Genomic DNA, 19085 nt, shown 5'->3' with positions numbered 1-19085 from the left:
TTTTATCTTTGCGGCTCATTGAGCCGCAAAACTGAACTATCTAAGGATTTATGAAACAATCTCGACTTAATCAATACATCACTAAAGCAGATACATTTTTCAGGAAGCAAGATTTCGATACTTTTTATACAACGAATGTACGTATCCTACTTCATTTTGGAATGTGGTTTACATTTACCCTGCTCCTGTTCAGCAACTACTATTATGTAACTGGAATATCCTCAAACCAATCAATATTTTTGTCATCGCGTGTTTTATTGTCTTCTCTTGTTGTGTTTTACCTATTTTTCTACTTGGTTATACCTTACGCGAGGAACTTAAATTTATGGATATTACCTTTCTTAACTGCGCCAGTATGTATTTTTATTTGGTTATTTATCAATAATTTGTTTTATGTGCTAGCTTACAAATATGATTTTGATATTTCTAATTTGTATCCATTAATGGGTAAGGAAAAGGATTTCATTCCCAACCTGTGGTCCGTATTCAGCTTTAAAGCGGTGCTATTAAATGCATTGTCGGTTATCTATTCATTGTCTCCTTTTTTCTTTACCAAAATATTAATAGACATCAGAAGAATAAATAAAGACCGAATGCGAATCCTAGAGCAGAAGTCAAAATTGTTATTGGAAAATATTAGCGTAGAGAAGGCTTTTTTAAAAGCGCAACTCAATCCACATTTTTTGTTCAACACGCTCAACAACCTCTATCGTTTGACGCTAAAAAAAGACGACACAGCACCTGAGGTCGTATTAAATTTATCCGAAATTATGGGATATACACTATACGATTCGGATGCAGAATACGTCTCCTTAGCTAAAGAGCTGGATTTTATAGAGAATTACTTTTCATTGGAAAAAATGCGTTACCCAAAATCATATAAGATTGAACTAAATATAGAGGGGCGAGCGCATGCTCACGCCTTAACGATTGCTCCGTTATTGACCTTCACCCTTATCGAAAATGCATTTAAATATGGGCTAAAAAACGAAGAAGCATCCTTTGTCATACTTACTATTCACATCAGCAAAGATCAGGTTGCCTTTAAAATAAAAAATGACAAAGATGTATTCAATACCGTGAAAACACCTAGCTTTACGGGTATCGGTATTAAAAATTTACAAAAGCGTTTACAATTGATTTACCCAAACCAAAGCGACCTTCACATCATAGATAGCTCCAATGAATTTAGCGTTGCATTGAATATCGCATTACCACATGATTGAAAAATATAGTTGCATCATCATCGATGATGAACCTTTAGGCATTGAACTTATTACGGATTTCGTCGAACAAGTACCTTTTTTGGAATTAAAAAAGACCTTCAGTAAGCCACTGGAGGCAATGGCTTTCCTGCAGGAAAATCCGATCGATATTGTGTTTAGCGATATTGAGATGCCCCGCTTAACTGGTTTAGATCTGTTGGAAACGCTGGCCCAAAAACCTTACTTTATTTTTATAACTGCCCATCGACATTTCGCCATTGACGGATTTGAAAAAGGTGCCGTAGATTACCTTATTAAACCCATTCGATTTGAACGCTTTTTGAAAGCTGCAAATAGAGTAAAGGAACAAATATCACCCTTTAACAAACTAAATAACCACCCAATAAAAACAGAACGAATTTTTATAAAAAGTGAAAATAAATTTATAAAGATTATGCTTAATGATGTTCTATATATTGAAGCTCAGGGAAACTATTTGAATATTGTCACACATAACAGTGCACATCAAACCCTATCTACCCTTAAGGCGATGGAAGAAATTTTACATAACACCAGTTTCTTTCGAATTCATAGAGCATTCATTGTCAATACAGATAGCATACAATCTTTAAATGGAAATATAGTCCAGCTTTCAAATGGAAAAACTATCCCCATTGCGAGCAATAAAAAAGATCTCTTATATGCGCTTTTAGGATTAAATTAGATCGATTATAGGCGATACGCATGCTGAAAACTTTGGTTGATCCCGCTATCAAAACAAGTATAAAGCACTATTGTATATTGTTACTCGTTTGATTAATTTTAATCTAACGGACATAAACAACTGCCAAACATATAACAAGGATATGATGAAGATAAAAGCATTTACATTAAATATAGGCCTTTTCCTTTTTGCTGCAACGACTTTCGCGCAGAACAAAGCGGAGTTAAAATCATTGCTAAATAAAAACAGTGAATTTGTATTTCCCCAGACAATAGATAAAATAGCGGCTACATTAAACGTAAAAACAGTCTTCTATGAAGATGCCAACGAAGAAAAGTATGCAAAATGGATCACAAAATCCGGCTTGGAACTTTATAGCAATTATGGGGCTGATAAATCCGTCAATGAACTATTTTTTGATATCCCTGAAGACAAGTTTCTGGTTGTCGAAGGGTTGCCTTTTGATCTTGCGATCAATAAAACAACAGTCAAAGAGGCGCTCTCAAAATTCAGCCGACACAATGTTAAAAAGGAAAAACTTGATGCTGGAAGCTCTTTTCCGGGTGGTACCAGACTAACAATGAAAACAGGGACACATTTTACCACTTTACTTTTCGATAGCAAAAATCTTTTAAAGTTCATAGGCTTGACAACCTCTTTAATTGACCCCGCTGCCAATTAAAGACAAGGGGTCAATATACAATTTATTAGCTAGGTTGCCCAAGCATGATCACCCTTTTGATAAGGGAAATCGCCGTTATATTTCCCTGGGATTTTCACATAACGGAACACTTCCGTAGCGCCTAATTTTGAGCTAAAAAAAGTAAGCAGTGTAAGCTGTTTAAACAGCGTAAAAAAATGGGGCAGTTCATTAGCTGCTTTCTTTTTATCGTAATCTTGCGCTTCCTTGTCCAAAATATCAACAAAAGCAGTTTGGTCTTTTTTGTCGAGTTGCTGAAAATTACGCCCGAATTCTTTCTTGGCACGTTCGTCAATTCCGGCTGATCCAGTCAAAAAAACCTGCTGTTCTTCAAGTTTATAGCAGTCTCGCACTAGAACGGGAATTTCAGAACCTACCCCAGCTTCTTTCGCCCCTGGGGTAGTAGTTTTAGGAAGAATCGCCTCCGCGAGATCTCCCAAAAAATCGATTGATTTTGGATCAAAGAGCATTTCTATATCTTTCGAAGCAGACCTCTGGCATCCTTCCAAAAATAACGAAGCACCAATAACTGTTCCTCCCATGAGCATGGCCACACGTTGTATTGCTTCTCGTCTATTCATAATTATTGCATCATAAAATATTAAAGATTCCCTTTTTTTAATTCATTAACAGCAAAATCTACGGCCCTTGCAGTAAATGCCATATAGGTAAGCGATGGATTCACACAGGAAGACGAAGTCATAAAGGCCCCGTCTGTCACAAAAACATTTTTAGCATCCCATACTTGGTTAAATTTGTTTAATACCGAGGTTTTCGGATCATTGCCCATCCGTGCTGTTCCCATTTCATGAATTCCCTGTCCCATACTAAACCCGTTGTCATAGGTTGTTACGTCTTTGACACCAATAGATTCCAACATTTCCTTCATTTCATTGCTTGCATCAATCCGTATTTTCCGCTCATTATCCCTAATCTCTGCATCTATAGCCAATACAGGAAGCCCCCACTTATCTTTTACAGATGAATCCAATACGACTTTATTTTCGTGATATGGAAGTATTTCGCCAAATGAAGTAAAACCTACTCCCCAGCTTCCGGGCTCGGCGATAGCATCTTTCCAAGCCCCACCCACGCGCTTATTATCGACCTTACCTGACCATTGTCCCCTTGAAGCTCCGCCCTGATAGCCAAAACCACGTATGTAATCTCTCTTCTTGGTATCGCCGGCAATATTGGCAAATCGGGGTACATATAATCCATTGGCGCGTCGCCCAAAAATATATTTATCCTCAAATCCTTCAACTCTTCCCCCAGCTCCACTATTTAACATGTGATCCATCAGATTATGTCCCAGTTCACCACTGCTGCTCCCAAGACCACCTTCCCATACATCAGTAGCTGAATTCATTAACACCCAGGTGGAATTTAAAGTCGAAGCACATACAAAAACAATCTTAGCAAAATACTCGTAGGTTTGATTCGTCTCCGCATCAACAATTTCGACTCCTTTAGCTTTCTGCGTATCGCGATTGTAAATAATGCTTTTTACAATTGAAAGTGGTCTTAGGGTAAGTTTTCCAGTCTTCACTGCTGCGGGCAATGTTGCAGACTGTGTGCTAAAATAAGCGCCGAAATTGCAACCCAGCCAGCATTTGTTCTGGTATTGGCAATTAACACGGCCGTGATGGGGCACTGTTATGTTGGCTACCCGGCCAATTATAAAGTGTCTTTTTCCCTGATAACGCGATTTCAAGCGCGCAGCAAGATCTTTTTCCACAATATTCATATCCATTGGCGGCATAAATTCGCCATCGGGCAGCACCGCTATACCGTCTCTATTACCTGAAATACCCGCAAATTTCTCAACGTGACTATACCAAGGTGCTATATCTTTATAACGTACCGGCCAGTCAATACCATGCCCGTCTTTGCTATTTGCCTCAAAATCAACATCCGACCATCGATAACTCTGCCGCCCCCACATAAGCGAGCGACCGCCAACGTGATAGCCCCTGAACCAATTAAAGGGTTTTATTTCCTTATATGGACTTTCTGTCTCATTAGTCCAAAAGTCGATGTTCCCTTCGTTCATCCATTGATTTTTAATTCCAAAAGGTAAGTAGTGCTGTGCTCGATCCAAAGGTACCCGACCCCGATGCGGAAATTCCCAAGGATCTTTGTTTGGTGATGGGTAATCTTTGATATGCTCAATATTGCGTCCTCTTTCTAACATGATGGTTTTCAATCCACGTTCCGTTAGTTCCTTGGCTGCCCAGCCACCTGTGATCCCAGACCCGATGACAATTGCATCATAAACATTATTTGCCATTTATTTATAATTGGTTTATTTGGTTATTACTCAAAGGGAAGTTTCCCTTTAAAATAAAGTCTCCTCCACAATCAAGCGCTGCAAAGATGCCTGACAGTTATACCTAGTTTAGACGCTCCATTCTTATATTTTGGAAAGTGTAAGCATGAATCGTCTAAACAAGTTTAAGGTTTTTTTTTGATTTTATTGCAACCGGTTGCAAATTTTTGTAATATTGTATTAAACAAGCAGGTAGCTTGGATAACCAAATTATAAAGTATAAACGACAGACTGAGCCATTTCTTCCATCGCATTGGAATATTGATCTGTTTTGTACGTAATATAGTCTTTTTCAAAACACAATACATATGACAACAATTAAAGGTCCTGCCATCTTTCTCGCACAGTTTATCGGTGATGAAGCTCCGTTCAACTCTTTGGACTCAATCTGCCAGTGGGCAGCAGCCCTTGGCTATAAGGGTATACAACTACCAACTTTGGATGCCCGTTTTATCGATCTAGAAAAAGCAGCGCTCGATAAAAGCTATGCACTTGATCTAAAAGCTAAAGTACAGTCATTTGGATTGGAAATCACCGAACTTTCAACCCATCTCCAAGGGCAATTGGTGGCTGTGAATCCAAGTTTCGATGATCTATTTGATGCCTTCGCACCACAGCATTTACATGGTAACCCTCAAGCAAGACAACAGTGGGCGATCCAGCAATTAAAATATGCCGTACAAGCTTCCAACAACCTCGGACTTAAAGCGCTAGCAACCTTTAGTGGCGCCTTTCTATGGCCATTTATATACCCTTGGCCACAAAGACCAGCTAACCTTATCGAAACGGGTTTTGCTGAACTTGCAAAATTATGGTTACCCATTCTCGATGAATGTGACTTGTATGATGTCGACCTATGTTATGAATTACACCCTGGAGAAGATCTCCATGACGGTGCTACTTTTGACTTATTTCTCGAAAATGTAAATTACCACAAGCGGGCAAACATTCTCTATGATCCCTCCCATTTTGTTCTTCAATGTCTTGACTATCTTCAATTCATCGACATTTACCATGAGCGAATTAAAATGTTTCATGTTAAAGACGCTGAGTTCAATCCTTCTGGTCGTCAGGGTGTCTATGGTGGCTTCCAGAGCTGGCAGTCAAGAGCCGGTCGTTTTAGATCAATTGGTGATGGCCAAGTGGATTTCAAATCTATATTTACCAAACTCACACAATATGATTATCAAGGCTGGGCTGTACTGGAATGGGAATGTGCATTCAAGAATGCTGAAGATGGTGCGCGGGAAGGCGCGCTGCATATTAAAGACTATATTATCCGTGTTACTGACAAGGCATTCGATAATTTTGCTGCCGTCGAAACCAATGATAGCCTTAACCGTAAACTATTGGGTTTATAATTACAAAAGATATCGGCATTAAAAATTCAACTTTATGCACAATACAAAACTAAAAATGGGCATGGTCGGCGGTGGAAAAAATGCATTTATTGGGGCTGTACATCGTATGGCTGCAGGAATTGATGGTCAGATTGAATTATGTTGCGGCGCACTGAGCGCTGATCCCCTCGTTGCAAAAGAATCCGCCGCGCTTTTAGGTCTTCCAGAGGAAAGGAGCTATGGAAGTTATCAGGAAATGATTGTCAAGGAAAGTAAGCGCCCAGCGGATGACCGCATGAACTTTGTCAGTATAGTCACGCCGAATTTTGCTCATTTTGAACCAGCAATGATGGCGCTGGAACATGGATTCCATGTCGTGCTTGAAAAGCCGATGACGCTGACAACAGAACAGGCCGTATTGCTCCAACAAAAGGTAGCTGAAACAGGATTGATACTCTGTGTTACATACACCTACTCGGCCTATCCGATGGTAAAACAAGCTCGTCATCTTGTCAAAGGGGGCCAATTAGGTTCGATTAGAAAGATTATGGTAGAATATCCGCAGGGTTGGCTCAGTAAGATGATCGAAAATGGTCTTTCTTTGGCCTTTTGGCGAACAGATCCCGAAAAGAGTGGGAAAAGTGGTTGTATGGGCGATATTGGAACACATGCTGCCCATCTAGCAGAATATATTTCAGGTTTAAAAATCACTAAAATGTGCGCCGATCTTCAAACATTTGTGACCGGAAGAAAACTTGAAGATGACGGCAATATATTACTTGGATTCGAAAATGGAGCCACAGGCGTACTATCGGCATCTCAAGTTGCCGCAGGAGAAGAAAACGCATTAAAAATTAGAGTATATGGTGAACTTGGGGGATTGGAATGGAACCAGCAGGATGCAAATACACTCATCTTTAAACAGCTCGATGCGCCGACCCAGCTATTTCGTGCAGGTCAACAGTACCTTTCACCAATCGCCAAACATAACATCCGTCTACCAGCCGGTCACCCCGAAGGATATATAGAAGCATTTGCCAATATTTATAGAAATTTTGCAGCCACGCTATTGGCATCTATGCAAGGTATAGAGCCGCGAGAAGAAGATACAGATTTTCCTACCGTAGCTGATGGTCTGCGTGGCATGAAGTTCCTAGAAACTGTGATTGCCTCGGGAAAATCAACACAAAAATGGACCGATTTTATTCGTTAGATATATACTTACCATAAGTGGCCAATGTCATTTGCTACCTGAACAAACGACATTGGCTGCACACTTTAATTTTTCTGTATTGACTGAGACATCTGGTTCAAATATCCCTCATAGTTTGAATAAGGTTCCTTGATCCTACCATTTGGTTTCAGATAAAGAAATCCTTCCTGATTATCCAAAATGACATTAAAATGGTTCAGAATCTGATTTCCAAATAAACTTGGTCTGCCATTACGCTTGGCCGGATCAGCGGCATTCGTCACAATATCTTTAAATTCAACACCAGCTATTGAAGCATTCAAACGGATAATCTTCCGGTTACTGATCATGGTAAGTGGCTCTAGATCGTCCCAATTGTGTCCTATACTGGTAAAATCTTCACCTAACAACATCGTGCCATCACGACCTGTATCAAAAAGGAACCAAAAATCAAATTGCCGTTGATTATGTCTAAAAGCAGCTTTAAACTTTGGTCGATTTTGTTCGTAAAATATCGGAAGCTTTGTATACTCCTTTGCTTTGGTGGGGAGATCGCGATGAATTACCAATTCCATTTTGTCATAATCGATTTCAATAATGTGATTTCGAAAGAAACTGTTACCTATAATAAGATCTTCAAAGGACTTCATATTGCCGACCTCTGTCATTGATACATTTTTCCATACCATAGACCCAATACGCAATTGATTGCCTAGGCTTGTCCGCTCGCTATTGACCCCGTCGGTATTCGAAACTGTCGTAAACGATGAAAATGATAAATCCAGCTGCTTTGAGTTATTTCTATTAACAACACCTGTTCCTGCTCCTAAATCAAACTGTATCGCGACATTTTTCTTGTTAATTGTTCCATTCAGGAAAATCCTTGAGCCAATAAGACGAAAAGGTATTGGCATAGGAAACGGATCATTTTGATCCAATACAGGTAGATCAGGTGGTAGTTGAGCATTTATACGAATGTGACAAGAATCCGTACCATTCAATAGTACGATGAACTCATACATTGCTCCAGGTTTAGTCATAACAGTTAATTCCTCCTGATCTGTTTTAAAAACGACTGTGCTTTCTTTCGTTGGAATATTCACGAAATAGACATCAGGGTTTGCTTTAGGATCTAATTTCCAGTCGACATGGCAATAGGCGCCATCTTTAATACCGACTTTCTCAGATGAAGCTTTGATCAAAGGTATCCTATTTTGTGGAAAGACGTTCGTCATCGTAAAAAGAGAAAGAAAAATAACAAAGGTAGCCAAGGCCATATGGCTTTTCCTTTTTTGATAGCGTGTTTTCATAATTTTGTATTTTTTTCAAGATCAAAGAAAAAAAATACCAGACGAAGAGTACACTTTTGCATCCCGACAATGTCCCGACAGTTACCCGACAATTGTATAATAGTCGCTATAAAATACAAATATCGGGCAAAATCCGTGCATTTTCACCTTTATTTAATCCGATCGCATTTCGCAGTATAACGATTATATTCATAAGGATCCAACATAGCGGAATAAGCAATTTCACATTGCTTTTAATACCTAGCCAATCGTTGAGTATAAAAATAACAAGCATCAGTAACACCGCGATTAAGGTAGATAAGATTTGTATTGAGATTAACTGACGGACCTTATACGAATGCTGTTTTTTTAACAGCATGATTGCAATGGGCACCAGAACATTTAATGGAGGCAATATAGAAAAGGGTAAGGAAGAAAGGTTGATAATCTTGATCCATGTGAGATTTTCGGATTCAGCAGGCATATCATATGCGGAAAACTCCGATTCGTCCACATGCAATGCCTGTGCAAGTGCACGAAGGGTGTAGCCCTTGGGTGGCTGCCCCGCTTCAATCCGCTGAATTGTTCTTACTGAAATACTTGATTTTTGTGCTAGTTCCTCTTGGGTTAAATTGAGTTTCTCACGTAATAATTGTAATTTGTTCATAAACAATAGATCGATCTTACGACCAAATTTACAGAATTTGGCCGTAAAAATTCATCAAATCTAAAGTTTATGGTTTCTTGGGAAAGTTAGCATCCTCTTCGGTAACCGTCTGCTCGTCAAGCGTTAAAGGAGCTGGAGGTATTTCGGTTACATTACGCTCAATTTCCTGCGTTTCAACGTGCACAGCATATTGCGAGGGTTCAATAGGGATTCCCATTACAGTGGCATACTCCCTTGTGTAGATTGCACCAAAATATAAAATGGCTGCTGTGTAATAGACCCAGAGAAGGATCAGCACAAATGAACCTGCCGCTCCATACGTATCTTGGGTTGCAGAATGCTCCAGGTAGACTCCAATTAAATAACGTCCCAATACAAATAAAATTGAAGTAAATAAGGCGCCCGCACGTACTGTCCGCCAATGTATATTGACATCCGGAAGCGCTTTAAATATGACACTAAATAACAAGAATATAATTCCGAAGGACAATGCAAAGTTAATCCCATCCATTAACATCACCGTTATGTCCGGAAAATAATGCTGTAGCTGATCTGTCAATGCTAATATTACACCATTTACAATCAATGTAACAACTAACAAGAACCCCAAACCAATTACCAAAGATGAAGACAATAATCTATCCTGAATCAATTTTAGCCAGCCTTTTTTCGGCTTCGCCCTTACATGCCAAATCTTATTGATCGAATTCTGTATATCCCCAAAAACAGTCGTTGCTCCTAAAATCAATGTAATACTACTGACAAGCAATGCCAGGTTTGACTTTCCTGAAAGTTGCAAATTCTGAATAACCTCTTGAATCTGTCTTGCGGCACTGCTTCCCACCAATCCACGGAGTTCCAAGAATACTTTCCCTTCAATCGCATCCTCACCATAAAAAATTCCGGCTAAGGCAATCATTAAAACCAATATTGGACCAATAGAGAAAACAGTATAATAGGATAATGAAGCACTATACTTCATCGAATCCTCATTCAAAAATCCCAAGACCGTACTTTTTAAAATTCGCCAATAGGTTTTCACCTTACTTCTACTTTTAGTTCGTTCATCCATGTTCTTGTACTTTGTACTCAAGAACAAACCATTGAGAAGCGAAGAAAGTTTGTAATTAGTGTGTTTTAATGCGAGTAGTCCGCTATAGTTCCCTGGAGAACCAAGCGATTGTGGTCTACAACTTTCAGACTCAGCGTAATATCTGAAGCGATGGTTTTCAATAATAGAATCGGTGATATTTTAGCTTCATTTGGCCAATCTACCAAATGAACTGCAACATGGGATAGCTCAGCTGTTTTATTGTAAGCCACATTAAGTTTATCTATATCCTTTGACGTGGTCAGCAGACTAAACTCCTTATCTTGTTTTTGAAACCATTGATAAAATAATTTACTGGGGAGGAACCTGCGCATGTCGTTATCTCCACGAATCGCTAATCTTACTTCGGGAACTTTCGTTTCGTAGGGTGTTTTCTCTTCGATCGTTTCGAAATTTTCGTCAACCGCATAATTAATAATGGTATCTATTTGAATGACCTTGTTTTTCAAAATTTCAATATCGACGTAATTTCCATCCAAATGTGCCATAATAGAATCAGCGGCTATAGGAAGTTCGCTAACTAATTGCTTTAGCTGATTTTTAAGTTGACTATTAGGGATATTGATCCAAGCTTTACCTATGTATTTTGCGGAAACAAGTTCTCTAACAAGATATTCCTTCGGAAAGTTCCAATCTGTTGAGAAAAATTCGCCAGACACATCGAGATGGTTTCCTTTCAAATCAAGCTCAATAAAATTATCCGTTGAAATATCACTATAACGCAGTGATTTACCTGTCAATGTACTTGGACGGTTAATAAATTGTTCGATGGTAACCCGGTCTTCTTTTGATTGAATTAGCTGAAGCATTTCTTCTTTCTTTGTATCAAGATCAAAGCCTAGACTTAGCAGCAGATCATCCCCTTTCCAGATAAATGCGATTTTGCTCGGTTGATGATAGGCATAGCTCACATCAGGGACTAGATTACTTTCCACTGCACCAACCTGTATCACATCTTTTAGAAAGGTCAAAAATTGTTGCTTATCCTTTAGCTGAAAAAAAGCATAAAAGTTTTTGGGATGGGGCTCCAAAGCAAAAAGAAATACATTCGCTTTGATATCAATTCCGTTGTCTTTGAGTTTACTTAGTTTTTGGCCAAAATCTTGCCCCTCTTTCGGCGCTGACTGCCATTTATTAAAAAACTGATTCAAAAGAATATCATCTAATGATACGGTCAACAAAGCCTTACTTTTTTTATGGACCAATGATTTGTAGGATTCTTGCTGTCGTAGTATGTAACCGCCCCAGGCAACGATCGCCAAAAGTACGAGGACAGCTACCGTCCAAAGTATTATTTTTTTAATCATATCAATTGAATCAGTAATTTTGGTTGTTTATCTCCTAAAAGCTCCTCTGAAAGATCCCTCAAGCTGAAAAAGTTATATTTCGCAGTATTAGGCGCTCTAAGAAAAACCTAGATTCGAAATTTTGTTCTGAAACAGATTCTATTTAAAATAGACCGATGAATCTTAAAATAGAGCAATGAATCGAAGACCGAAACAATGTCTTCTCTTGAAATAGCGCAAAATACTAGTTTTCAACAATGCACTTGATACCTCCTATTTTAAATCAGTAATAGCAAAAGTATCAAATGCCTGGAGATCTTTTCATCCCTGAAATCAGGGAATTGGGGAATTTAATTAGGTTTCCCGAATTAATCCGTATTCAATAGCCGATTTTACTGCAGCAGTAACACTTTTGGTTTGAAATTTCTCCATTAGATTCTTGCGATGGCTTTCTACCGTATGTGAACTGATAAACAATGAATCTGCAATTTGGTTTGTTGTCATTCCTTGCGCTACGAAAGTAAGCACTTCTTTCTCACGACGTGTTAATTTTGGCACTTGCTTAAGCCCCATTTCCACTTTCTTATTCAAGATAGCCTGAGTTTTTTCACAAAGATATCTTCTTCCAACAAGAACAGCGGAAATGGCAGCAAGTATTTCATCACCATTCGCATTTTTCTGTAAATAGGCATTTGCCCCCTCATTTAAAATGCTGTTGATCACTGCAAATTCATTGTGGACACTAAACGCAATAATTTTTAAATCCTTATTACTATCCTTCAGGTCTTTAACCAAATCGATACCGTTAGCATCCGGTAGATTGATATCAAGTAGCAATACCAATGGCATATCAGTGGCAATACGATGGAACAGTTCAGTCGCGCTCGAATACATGCCCACTACTTCAAAATCCTCATGCGCATTTATTATGTTTTTCAATCCCTCAAGTAGCAAAGGGTGATCGTCTGTAATCGCTATTTTTATCATTTTCCAAAAATTTAAATCATGGGTAATTCCAATTCAATGGTTGTACCCGCTCCATTCTCCGACATAACCTTCATTTCCCCGTTTAGAAACGAAAGTCTTGATCGCACATTATGCATTCCTGCAGAATGCTGCAAATCGACACTTTCCATATCAAAACCCTTGCCATCATCTTCAATTGTAATGTGTAAACGTTTATTATGTGAAGAAAGCTGTATTAAAATGTTGGTCGCATTGGCATGCTTCAACGCGTTATTCACCAATTCTTGAATAATTCTATACAAAGAAATCTCCTGTTCCGTACTTAGGCTTGATTCAAATTGTAAAAATTCACATTCAACTTGACATGTAGATTGACTCATTCGGCTTGCATAGTCTCTTAAAGTTTCTTTCAAACCATATTTTACAATTAAATCGGGCATAAGATTATGCGCAAGACGGCGAAGTTCATCGACAGCCCCGTCTAGCAAATCAATGCTTCGATCGATTCCTGCTTTCATGGTGTCTTGCTCCAAAGCATTTTTATTGATGGCTGATAATCCCAATTTGGTATTTGACAGTAAACCTCCCAATCCATCATGAAGGTCGCGAGCAAGACGGGTACGCTCTTTCTCTTCCCCAGCCAACATCGCAGTCAGGTTTTTAATGGCATGTTGTTGATTATTCTTTTCTATCTCAAGCTCATGCAAATGTTCCTTTTGTTTCAATGCCTTTGAACGCTGCCAATAGGCGTAAAATAACAATACGATCACAATCAAACAACTGATAAATAACCAGATATAGATCGAATTCATCCGTGATTTGAAAGCAATCTGTTTTTTGGAAACATCAAGCTCCTGTAAGCGTTGTTCATTTTCCAGCCGGCTTAATTGCAGATCCTGCTCCTTCTTATCCCGTTCGAGCTGCAATACTTTAAGTTGCTGGGTTCGATTCAGTTCATTTAATTTCAAATTCTCCACCAGTTGATGCTGCCTATCATTCAAGGCTTTCATCAACTTGATTTGCTGTTCCTTTTTCTCCCCTTCCAATCGAAGCCGCATTAACTTTTGGTTTTGCAGTTCACGCTCATACTTCAGCTCCAGTTGCTTCGTCTTATCGAGTTTATCCGAATTAAATGCTTTTTCAAATACATCTATGTAGCTTTTTTGATAATTGAAAGCCTCTTCATATTTACCTTCTTCAACACTTACTTCAGCCAGTCTACTAAATAGGCTTAGCCCCACTTGATAATCGTAATGGGCCTCTCTTTGAAGATTGTACAGTGCCTGCTGCAGATATTTTTTCCCTTCCTCGCGATGCCCCACTTTGAAAGACTCATCAGCGAGGATACCATAAGCAGGTATTGTAATGGCATATTGCCCCGTTTCAGCAGCAATATCTAAAGCCTGTTTGGCGTAGGATATCGCTTTCTTACCGCCATTATCAGGATAAAACTCATGGTACAGATTCGCTAGATTAACTGAAACATACGCTAGATCAGTCGGATTAACCAGATGCTTCTCATTGTTATTGATCAAATTATAAGCCTCAAGATAGTGTTGTTCAGCTTTCCTCAATAGATCACGATCTGCATTATTTGATCTATACTCCTCTTCAAATAGATAACCAGCCTGCATGTAGGCGTCAAATAGGCTATTGACATTCTTCCCTTCTTTAGCCGTTTCTAACAAAAGAGAGGTATACTTTTCTTGAAAATCATAATTGCGTTGGTTTGCATATATTGCTGTCAGTTCCTTATAGACGGCTAGTTTTCGAGCGATATTTGCGTCAGTCTGTGAAGCTTTCTCTAAAAATGAAATTGCTTTATGAAATTGAGAAACGGCTTCATCCTCCTTATTCTGCCGTGTCATAACCCATCCATCACAATAATATACATAGCCTTTAATTCCATTATCGCGGACAATCGGTAGCACAGATTTAGCATGTTCTAAATAATACCGTGATTTTTCATATGCATGATCGTTAAAGCTGTTCATTGCTGCAATACAATTCAAATAAGCATAATATTGCTTGTCAGGATAATTTCTTGCCAACTGAATATTATCATTAAGCAGTTGACTGGCCAGTACTTTTTCATTATTAAAATATAAGGCCTGCGCATATTTTCCAGTCAATACAAACCGCTCCTTGCTTCCTAAAGCAAGACTGTAATATGATTTCTTTAACTCTTGCAGCTGTTCTTGGGCAAGAATATCACTACAAAGGCACAAAAAAACAAAAAATATTAGTACCGATCTCCAAAAATTTTGAATATGCCCCATAAAAAAATAATTGTTCTAGCTATGTGAATTGGCCAAACTTAGATAAATTTGCCCTTATACGCAATTCATTCACTCGAAAAAAACTTAACTTCTCGCTGTTATTGACCTAATTAACCGAACCTTACCAAACAAAAAATTGTACCTTTGTAACAATGAAGTACATCTATCTTTTTCTTGCCATAGCCGCTGAGATATTTGCAACCACTTTTCTAAAGAAGTCTGCAGGTTTTACCCTTATAAAACCTACCCTTATCTGTATTGTAGGTTATATTATTGCCTTCTATTTTTTAAGTATCACACTTAAATACCTCCCCGTCGGAATATCCTATGCAATTTGGTCTGGGGTTGGTATTGTAGCCATTACGCTGATTGGTATGTTCTTATTCAAACAGATCCCCGATACAGCAGCCATTATCGGCATGGTCTTGATTGTCGTTGGAGTCATTATTATTAATCTCTTTTCAAAAATGGGCGCACATTAGCTGATCAAAGATCTAAATTTGTACTTTTGTAACTTACATAAATAAAAGGATACGTGTCGTTAGAGAAACTAAAACTTAGCAAAAGATTGACTGCTACGATGACCGAACTCGGTTACTTAGCTCCAAAGGAAATTCAAAGTAGATGCATTTCCAGAATTCTTGGTGGACAGGATGTGATTGCCATCGCTCCGGAAGGTGCTGGCAAAACCACAACTTATGTCTTATCTACCTTGATGAAGTTGAAATTCACAACAGATGAAGCTCCGAAGTTTTTGATCTTGGCGCCTAATGAAGAACGTATCGACGAAATTGTTGAGAGATTCTACCAATTAAGCAAAAATAAAGGTCTTCGCATCATTGGATTACGGGCTTCAGGTAGCATGGAAGAAGAAATCGAAGAACTGGTTGATGGAAAAGATATTGTTGTAGCTACTCCAAATCGTGCAAGAGCGATCTATCTTAAATTGGCCTTGAATCTCAACCGTATTCAGACACTAATTATTGATGATGCTGAAGAGATTATCAAACAAGGAATGCAAAATACAGTAAGGGAATTAGCCGAAAGCTGTGGAAAGGTACAACATTTGGTTTTCAGTACTGTTGAACACCAAAAACTTTATGACATGATCGACAATTTCATGAATGAAAATTGTGCCTCAGTCGAAATAGATGAACTTGAAAATGACACTGTCGACACCCTGGATCTATTATTATATCATGTTCCCAATTTCACAACAAAGATCAATTTATTAAATCTTCTGTTGCAGGATAAAGAAGTATTTCAAAAAGTAATCGTCTTTGTAAACTCGAAACTTACTGCCCAAAAGTTGGCCAGCAGTTTGTTCAGTAGCAATAAAGAAGAAATTGCTATCCTCAATCCATTGTTCTACGATGATCTTGGCTACGAGACCATGGAAGATTTCAAGGAAAATAATCAATCTCGTGTCTTGATTATTGCACGGGAAAATACAAACGATGTGGACCTTTCCGCTATTCCATTCATTTTTCAATTTGAGTTACCGAATGAAAAGGAGGAATTCTTAAATCATCTTGTTAAAAATGACGATAATGAAGAATCAGTCGTGTTGACTTTCACAACAGATCTGGAATTACCAATGGTCAAAAAAATAGAACAGGCCGTCGGTAAAAGAATGGATGTTTTGGAATTGCCTGAGGACCTTGCAATCTATAATCCCATCGCCGACAAAAAGAAAAAGTCGAGCAAGGAGGAAGATAAAGAAGATCTTTCCCGTGGCGGTGCTTTTCACCAAAAGAAAGAAAGCAATGCCAAAACCTTTAATTATGGGGGTGGTGAAAAGGCAAAAATGACGATGAAAATGAAAAAGAAATAAAAATAGAAAAGGGAAGTTTTAAGCTTCCCTTTTCTATTTTTATTTCTTGTGCTGACGGATGTATGCTAATCCAATAAATCTGTTTCATATACGATGCCCTATTATTGATTCAGTGAATTCCGAACGCCCATATCCAGAGCGTCTCCGTTAACAATAGCCTACTTTAGAATTTTTTTCAATAATTTAATATACGCATTTGCGATTCTTTCCATACCTTGATCATTTGGATGAGCATAGTCTACAGTCGAATTCAGATCCAGATTAAGCTCTTGGCTCGACAATAAGAAAAGCTGGCGAACCCCTTTCGATTGTAATTTTTCAAACGCAGCTTTCAGTACACGGCTACTTTGCTGATACTCTGCATTTTTATCTTCATTAAAGACTTCTGCTATACTTCCCGAACTATGCTGGGTCAAAATGATAGGCGTTGCGGGATGTTCTTTTCTTAAAAATGTCACCGCATGGACCAACAAAGAATCCAATTGTGTCTCTGTTAACGATTTCGAAATAGCCAGATTGGGAATACAATCGAGAATATAGCAGGCGGCATCTTCTTGGTTCATCATATTTAAAATAGGCTGTTCAAGTCGACCATTTCCAGAGAAACATAAATTGATCACTTCGTTATTAAATGCCCTTCCTACCTGACTGGTCCAAGCCAAACCAGGACGGCTTGTACAGGCCCCCTGTCCGATCGAGGTTCCATAGACAACAATGGGCTTTGCTGCTGTGGTATGAGTATACGTTAATTTAGCCGTATTTGGCACACCAATCTTTAACCACTTAACAGTATTGTAGAGCGGAAGATATAAGCGATAATTAAATTTTTCATTGCGCCCAATATTCTTCCACGTATAAGAAATAGTATCCGAAAAATCATAACTGCCATAAGCCCACTTCCATTCTTTCTTTACCGTATCATAAGCATAAAGATCCAGCCCACTAACACCTGTTGTTGGCATATGGGGCATATTTAAGCCTCCGGCAACTTGGTATTGAACTGTAATCTCAGGCGAAGAAGTTTGAAAGTCAATATAGAATCCTGCGCTATTCTTACCTAGCTCCCATACTGGTTTACGTACCTGACTTTCCAATTCATCGGGAAGTCTGTTGAAGGCTGAAAGCTTCTGATTCTCCAACCTACCTTCCACATGTTTATCTTCTAGTGGAGAAAACCAACTATAATTCTCCTGCGCTTTAATGGCAGAAAAAGACAACAGAAAAAACGCTGTCAACGCAACTTTTGATAACATATAATAATTTAGCTTTAAGTTTGATATAATTGATTATAAAAAAGGAGCCTATTGGCTCCTTTTTATTGTGATTTATTTATTATACTATAAAATAGCTTGTCTAACTCGTACCAGTTTTTCCATCAAGCCTTCAAGTAAATCCAAATGTAACATATTGGCGCCATCAGATTTCGCATTTGCCGGATCAGGATGTGTTTCTATAAACAGACCGTCAGCTCCCACGGCGATAGCTGCTTTCGCTATCGTTTCAATTAAGGCTGGTTTTCCTCCTGTTACGCCAGAAGTCTGATTTGGTTGTTGCAAGGAATGTGTACAGTCCATCACTGTTGGGACGTTAAAAGCACGCATTTCGGGAATCCCTCGATAATCTACAATGAGATCCTGATAGCCGAATGTATTGCCACGATCAGTTAAAAAAACCTTTTCATTTCCTGATTCCACGATCTTATCTACTGCAAATTTCATAGATCCCGCACTCAAAAACTGACCTTTTTTTACATTGACCACCTTATTCGTTTTTGCCGCCGCAACCAATAAATCAGTCTGTCTGCACAAAAATGCTGGAATTTGAAGAACGTCAACGTATGCAGCTGCCATTTCTGCCTCGTGGCTCTCATGGATATCTGTCACCGTCGGTACACCAAAAGTTTTCCCTACTTTTTCTAAAATCTTCAGCGCCTTTTCATCACCTATTCCCATAAATGAATCTAGGCGGGACCGATTGGCTTTACGGTAGGATCCCTTGAAAATGTAAGGAATATTAAGTTTATCTGTAATTGTAACAATCTTTTCAGCAATACGCAAAGCGATTTCTTCTCCCTCAATTGCACACGGCCCCGCCATTAAAAAGAAATTCTGCGATGTCCCATTCTTTATTTCGGGAATGTATTTGTTAATCATATAATTATAA

At 38.6% G+C, this 19085-nt stretch carries 17 protein-coding genes; 7 read left to right on the top strand and 10 right to left on the bottom strand.

Translation table 11 applies throughout. The features are described from left to right. Nucleotides 1-50: 50 nt before the first annotated feature. From L1283_RS13805 to L1283_RS13795, 3 genes are all read left to right on the top strand, one after another. A complete protein-coding gene (locus L1283_RS13805) occupies nt 51-1226 on the top strand; it encodes a histidine kinase (RefSeq protein WP_088161734.1) in 1176 nt (391 codons plus the stop codon). Then, nucleotides 1219-1929, top strand: a complete 711-nt coding sequence (locus L1283_RS13800; protein WP_198385915.1) for a LytR/AlgR family response regulator transcription factor — start codon at nt 1219-1221, stop codon at nt 1927-1929. Before L1283_RS13805 ends, L1283_RS13800 begins: the two co-directional genes overlap by 8 nt. A gap of 142 nt (nt 1930-2071) precedes the next feature. After that, nucleotides 2072-2611 carry a hypothetical protein gene (locus L1283_RS13795; protein WP_145326854.1) on the top strand — a complete coding sequence of 180 codons (540 nt, stop codon included), beginning with the start codon at nt 2072-2074 and terminating at the stop codon, nt 2609-2611. Between the two features lie 29 nt (nt 2612-2640). Here L1283_RS13795 and L1283_RS13790 read toward each other — a convergent pair whose 3' ends face one another. Together L1283_RS13790 and L1283_RS13785 are read right to left on the bottom strand one after the other, a co-directional pair. Further along, nucleotides 2641-3210, bottom strand: coding sequence for a gluconate 2-dehydrogenase subunit 3 family protein (locus tag L1283_RS13790; protein WP_088161736.1), 570 nt, complete (start codon nt 3208-3210; stop codon nt 2641-2643). Nucleotides 3211-3230: 20 nt separating this feature from the next. Next, on the bottom strand, nt 3231-4919 hold the full coding sequence (locus tag L1283_RS13785; RefSeq protein WP_088161737.1) for a GMC oxidoreductase: 1689 nt from the start codon (nt 4917-4919) through the stop codon (nt 3231-3233). Nucleotides 4920-5266: 347 nt separating this feature from the next. Here L1283_RS13785 and L1283_RS13780 point away from each other — a divergent pair, with 347 nt between their 5' ends. After that, complete coding sequence (locus L1283_RS13780; RefSeq protein ID WP_075992828.1) at nt 5267-6319, top strand: sugar phosphate isomerase/epimerase family protein; 1053 nt, start codon at nt 5267-5269, stop codon at nt 6317-6319. Between the two features lie 34 nt (nt 6320-6353). Next, the gene (locus L1283_RS13775; RefSeq protein ID WP_075992829.1) at nt 6354-7511 is read left to right on the top strand and encodes a Gfo/Idh/MocA family protein; all 1158 of its coding nucleotides are present in this window, start codon (nt 6354-6356) and stop codon (nt 7509-7511) included. 65 nt (nt 7512-7576) lie between these two features. Here L1283_RS13775 and L1283_RS13770 read toward each other — a convergent pair whose 3' ends face one another. The 6 genes from L1283_RS13770 to L1283_RS13745 form a co-directional block, all read right to left on the bottom strand. Beyond that, nucleotides 7577-8800 (bottom strand): retropepsin-like aspartic protease, encoded by a 1224-nt coding sequence (locus L1283_RS13770; protein WP_088161738.1) that lies wholly within the window; start codon nt 8798-8800, stop codon nt 7577-7579. A gap of 106 nt (nt 8801-8906) precedes the next feature. Next, nucleotides 8907-9446, bottom strand: a complete 540-nt coding sequence (locus L1283_RS13765) for a helix-turn-helix domain-containing protein (RefSeq protein WP_088161739.1) — start codon at nt 9444-9446, stop codon at nt 8907-8909. Nucleotides 9447-9513: 67 nt separating this feature from the next. After that, nucleotides 9514-10518, bottom strand: a complete 1005-nt coding sequence (locus tag L1283_RS13760; protein ID WP_088161740.1) for a YihY/virulence factor BrkB family protein — start codon at nt 10516-10518, stop codon at nt 9514-9516. A gap of 65 nt (nt 10519-10583) precedes the next feature. After that, nucleotides 10584-11864 (bottom strand): hypothetical protein, encoded by a 1281-nt coding sequence (locus L1283_RS13755; RefSeq protein ID WP_088161741.1) that lies wholly within the window; start codon nt 11862-11864, stop codon nt 10584-10586. A gap of 333 nt (nt 11865-12197) precedes the next feature. Further along, nucleotides 12198-12830, bottom strand: a complete 633-nt coding sequence (locus L1283_RS13750; RefSeq protein WP_075992833.1) for a response regulator — start codon at nt 12828-12830, stop codon at nt 12198-12200. Between the two features lie 11 nt (nt 12831-12841). Continuing rightward, the gene (locus L1283_RS13745) at nt 12842-15037 is read right to left on the bottom strand and encodes a sensor histidine kinase (protein WP_312352444.1); all 2196 of its coding nucleotides are present in this window, start codon (nt 15035-15037) and stop codon (nt 12842-12844) included. A gap of 203 nt (nt 15038-15240) precedes the next feature. On the opposite strand from L1283_RS13745, the gene L1283_RS13740 reads away from it, so the two are divergent. Both L1283_RS13740 and L1283_RS13735 read left to right on the top strand, forming a co-directional pair. Continuing rightward, nucleotides 15241-15570, top strand: a complete 330-nt coding sequence (locus L1283_RS13740; RefSeq protein ID WP_075992835.1) for a DMT family transporter — start codon at nt 15241-15243, stop codon at nt 15568-15570. A gap of 53 nt (nt 15571-15623) precedes the next feature. Beyond that, nucleotides 15624-16922 (top strand): DEAD/DEAH box helicase, encoded by a 1299-nt coding sequence (locus L1283_RS13735; protein WP_312352443.1) that lies wholly within the window; start codon nt 15624-15626, stop codon nt 16920-16922. A 158-nt stretch (nt 16923-17080) separates the two neighbouring features. On the opposite strand, the gene L1283_RS13730 is transcribed toward L1283_RS13735, so the two are convergent. Continuing rightward, nucleotides 17081-18175, bottom strand: coding sequence for an SGNH/GDSL hydrolase family protein (locus L1283_RS13730; protein ID WP_145326865.1), 1095 nt, complete (start codon nt 18173-18175; stop codon nt 17081-17083). Between the two features lie 84 nt (nt 18176-18259). Continuing rightward, a complete protein-coding gene (kdsA, locus tag L1283_RS13725) occupies nt 18260-19075 on the bottom strand; it encodes a 3-deoxy-8-phosphooctulonate synthase (RefSeq protein ID WP_120334127.1) in 816 nt (271 codons plus the stop codon). Nucleotides 19076-19085 lie beyond the last annotated feature (10 nt).

It is taken from the genome of Sphingobacterium sp. HSC-15S19 (assembly GCF_050433745.1).
GTDB classification, from domain to species: Bacteria; Bacteroidota; Bacteroidia; order Sphingobacteriales; family Sphingobacteriaceae; genus Sphingobacterium; species Sphingobacterium siyangense.
The sequence above is the reverse complement of the archived record's forward strand: the minus strand, read 5'-3'. Positions and strand labels throughout refer to the sequence as shown.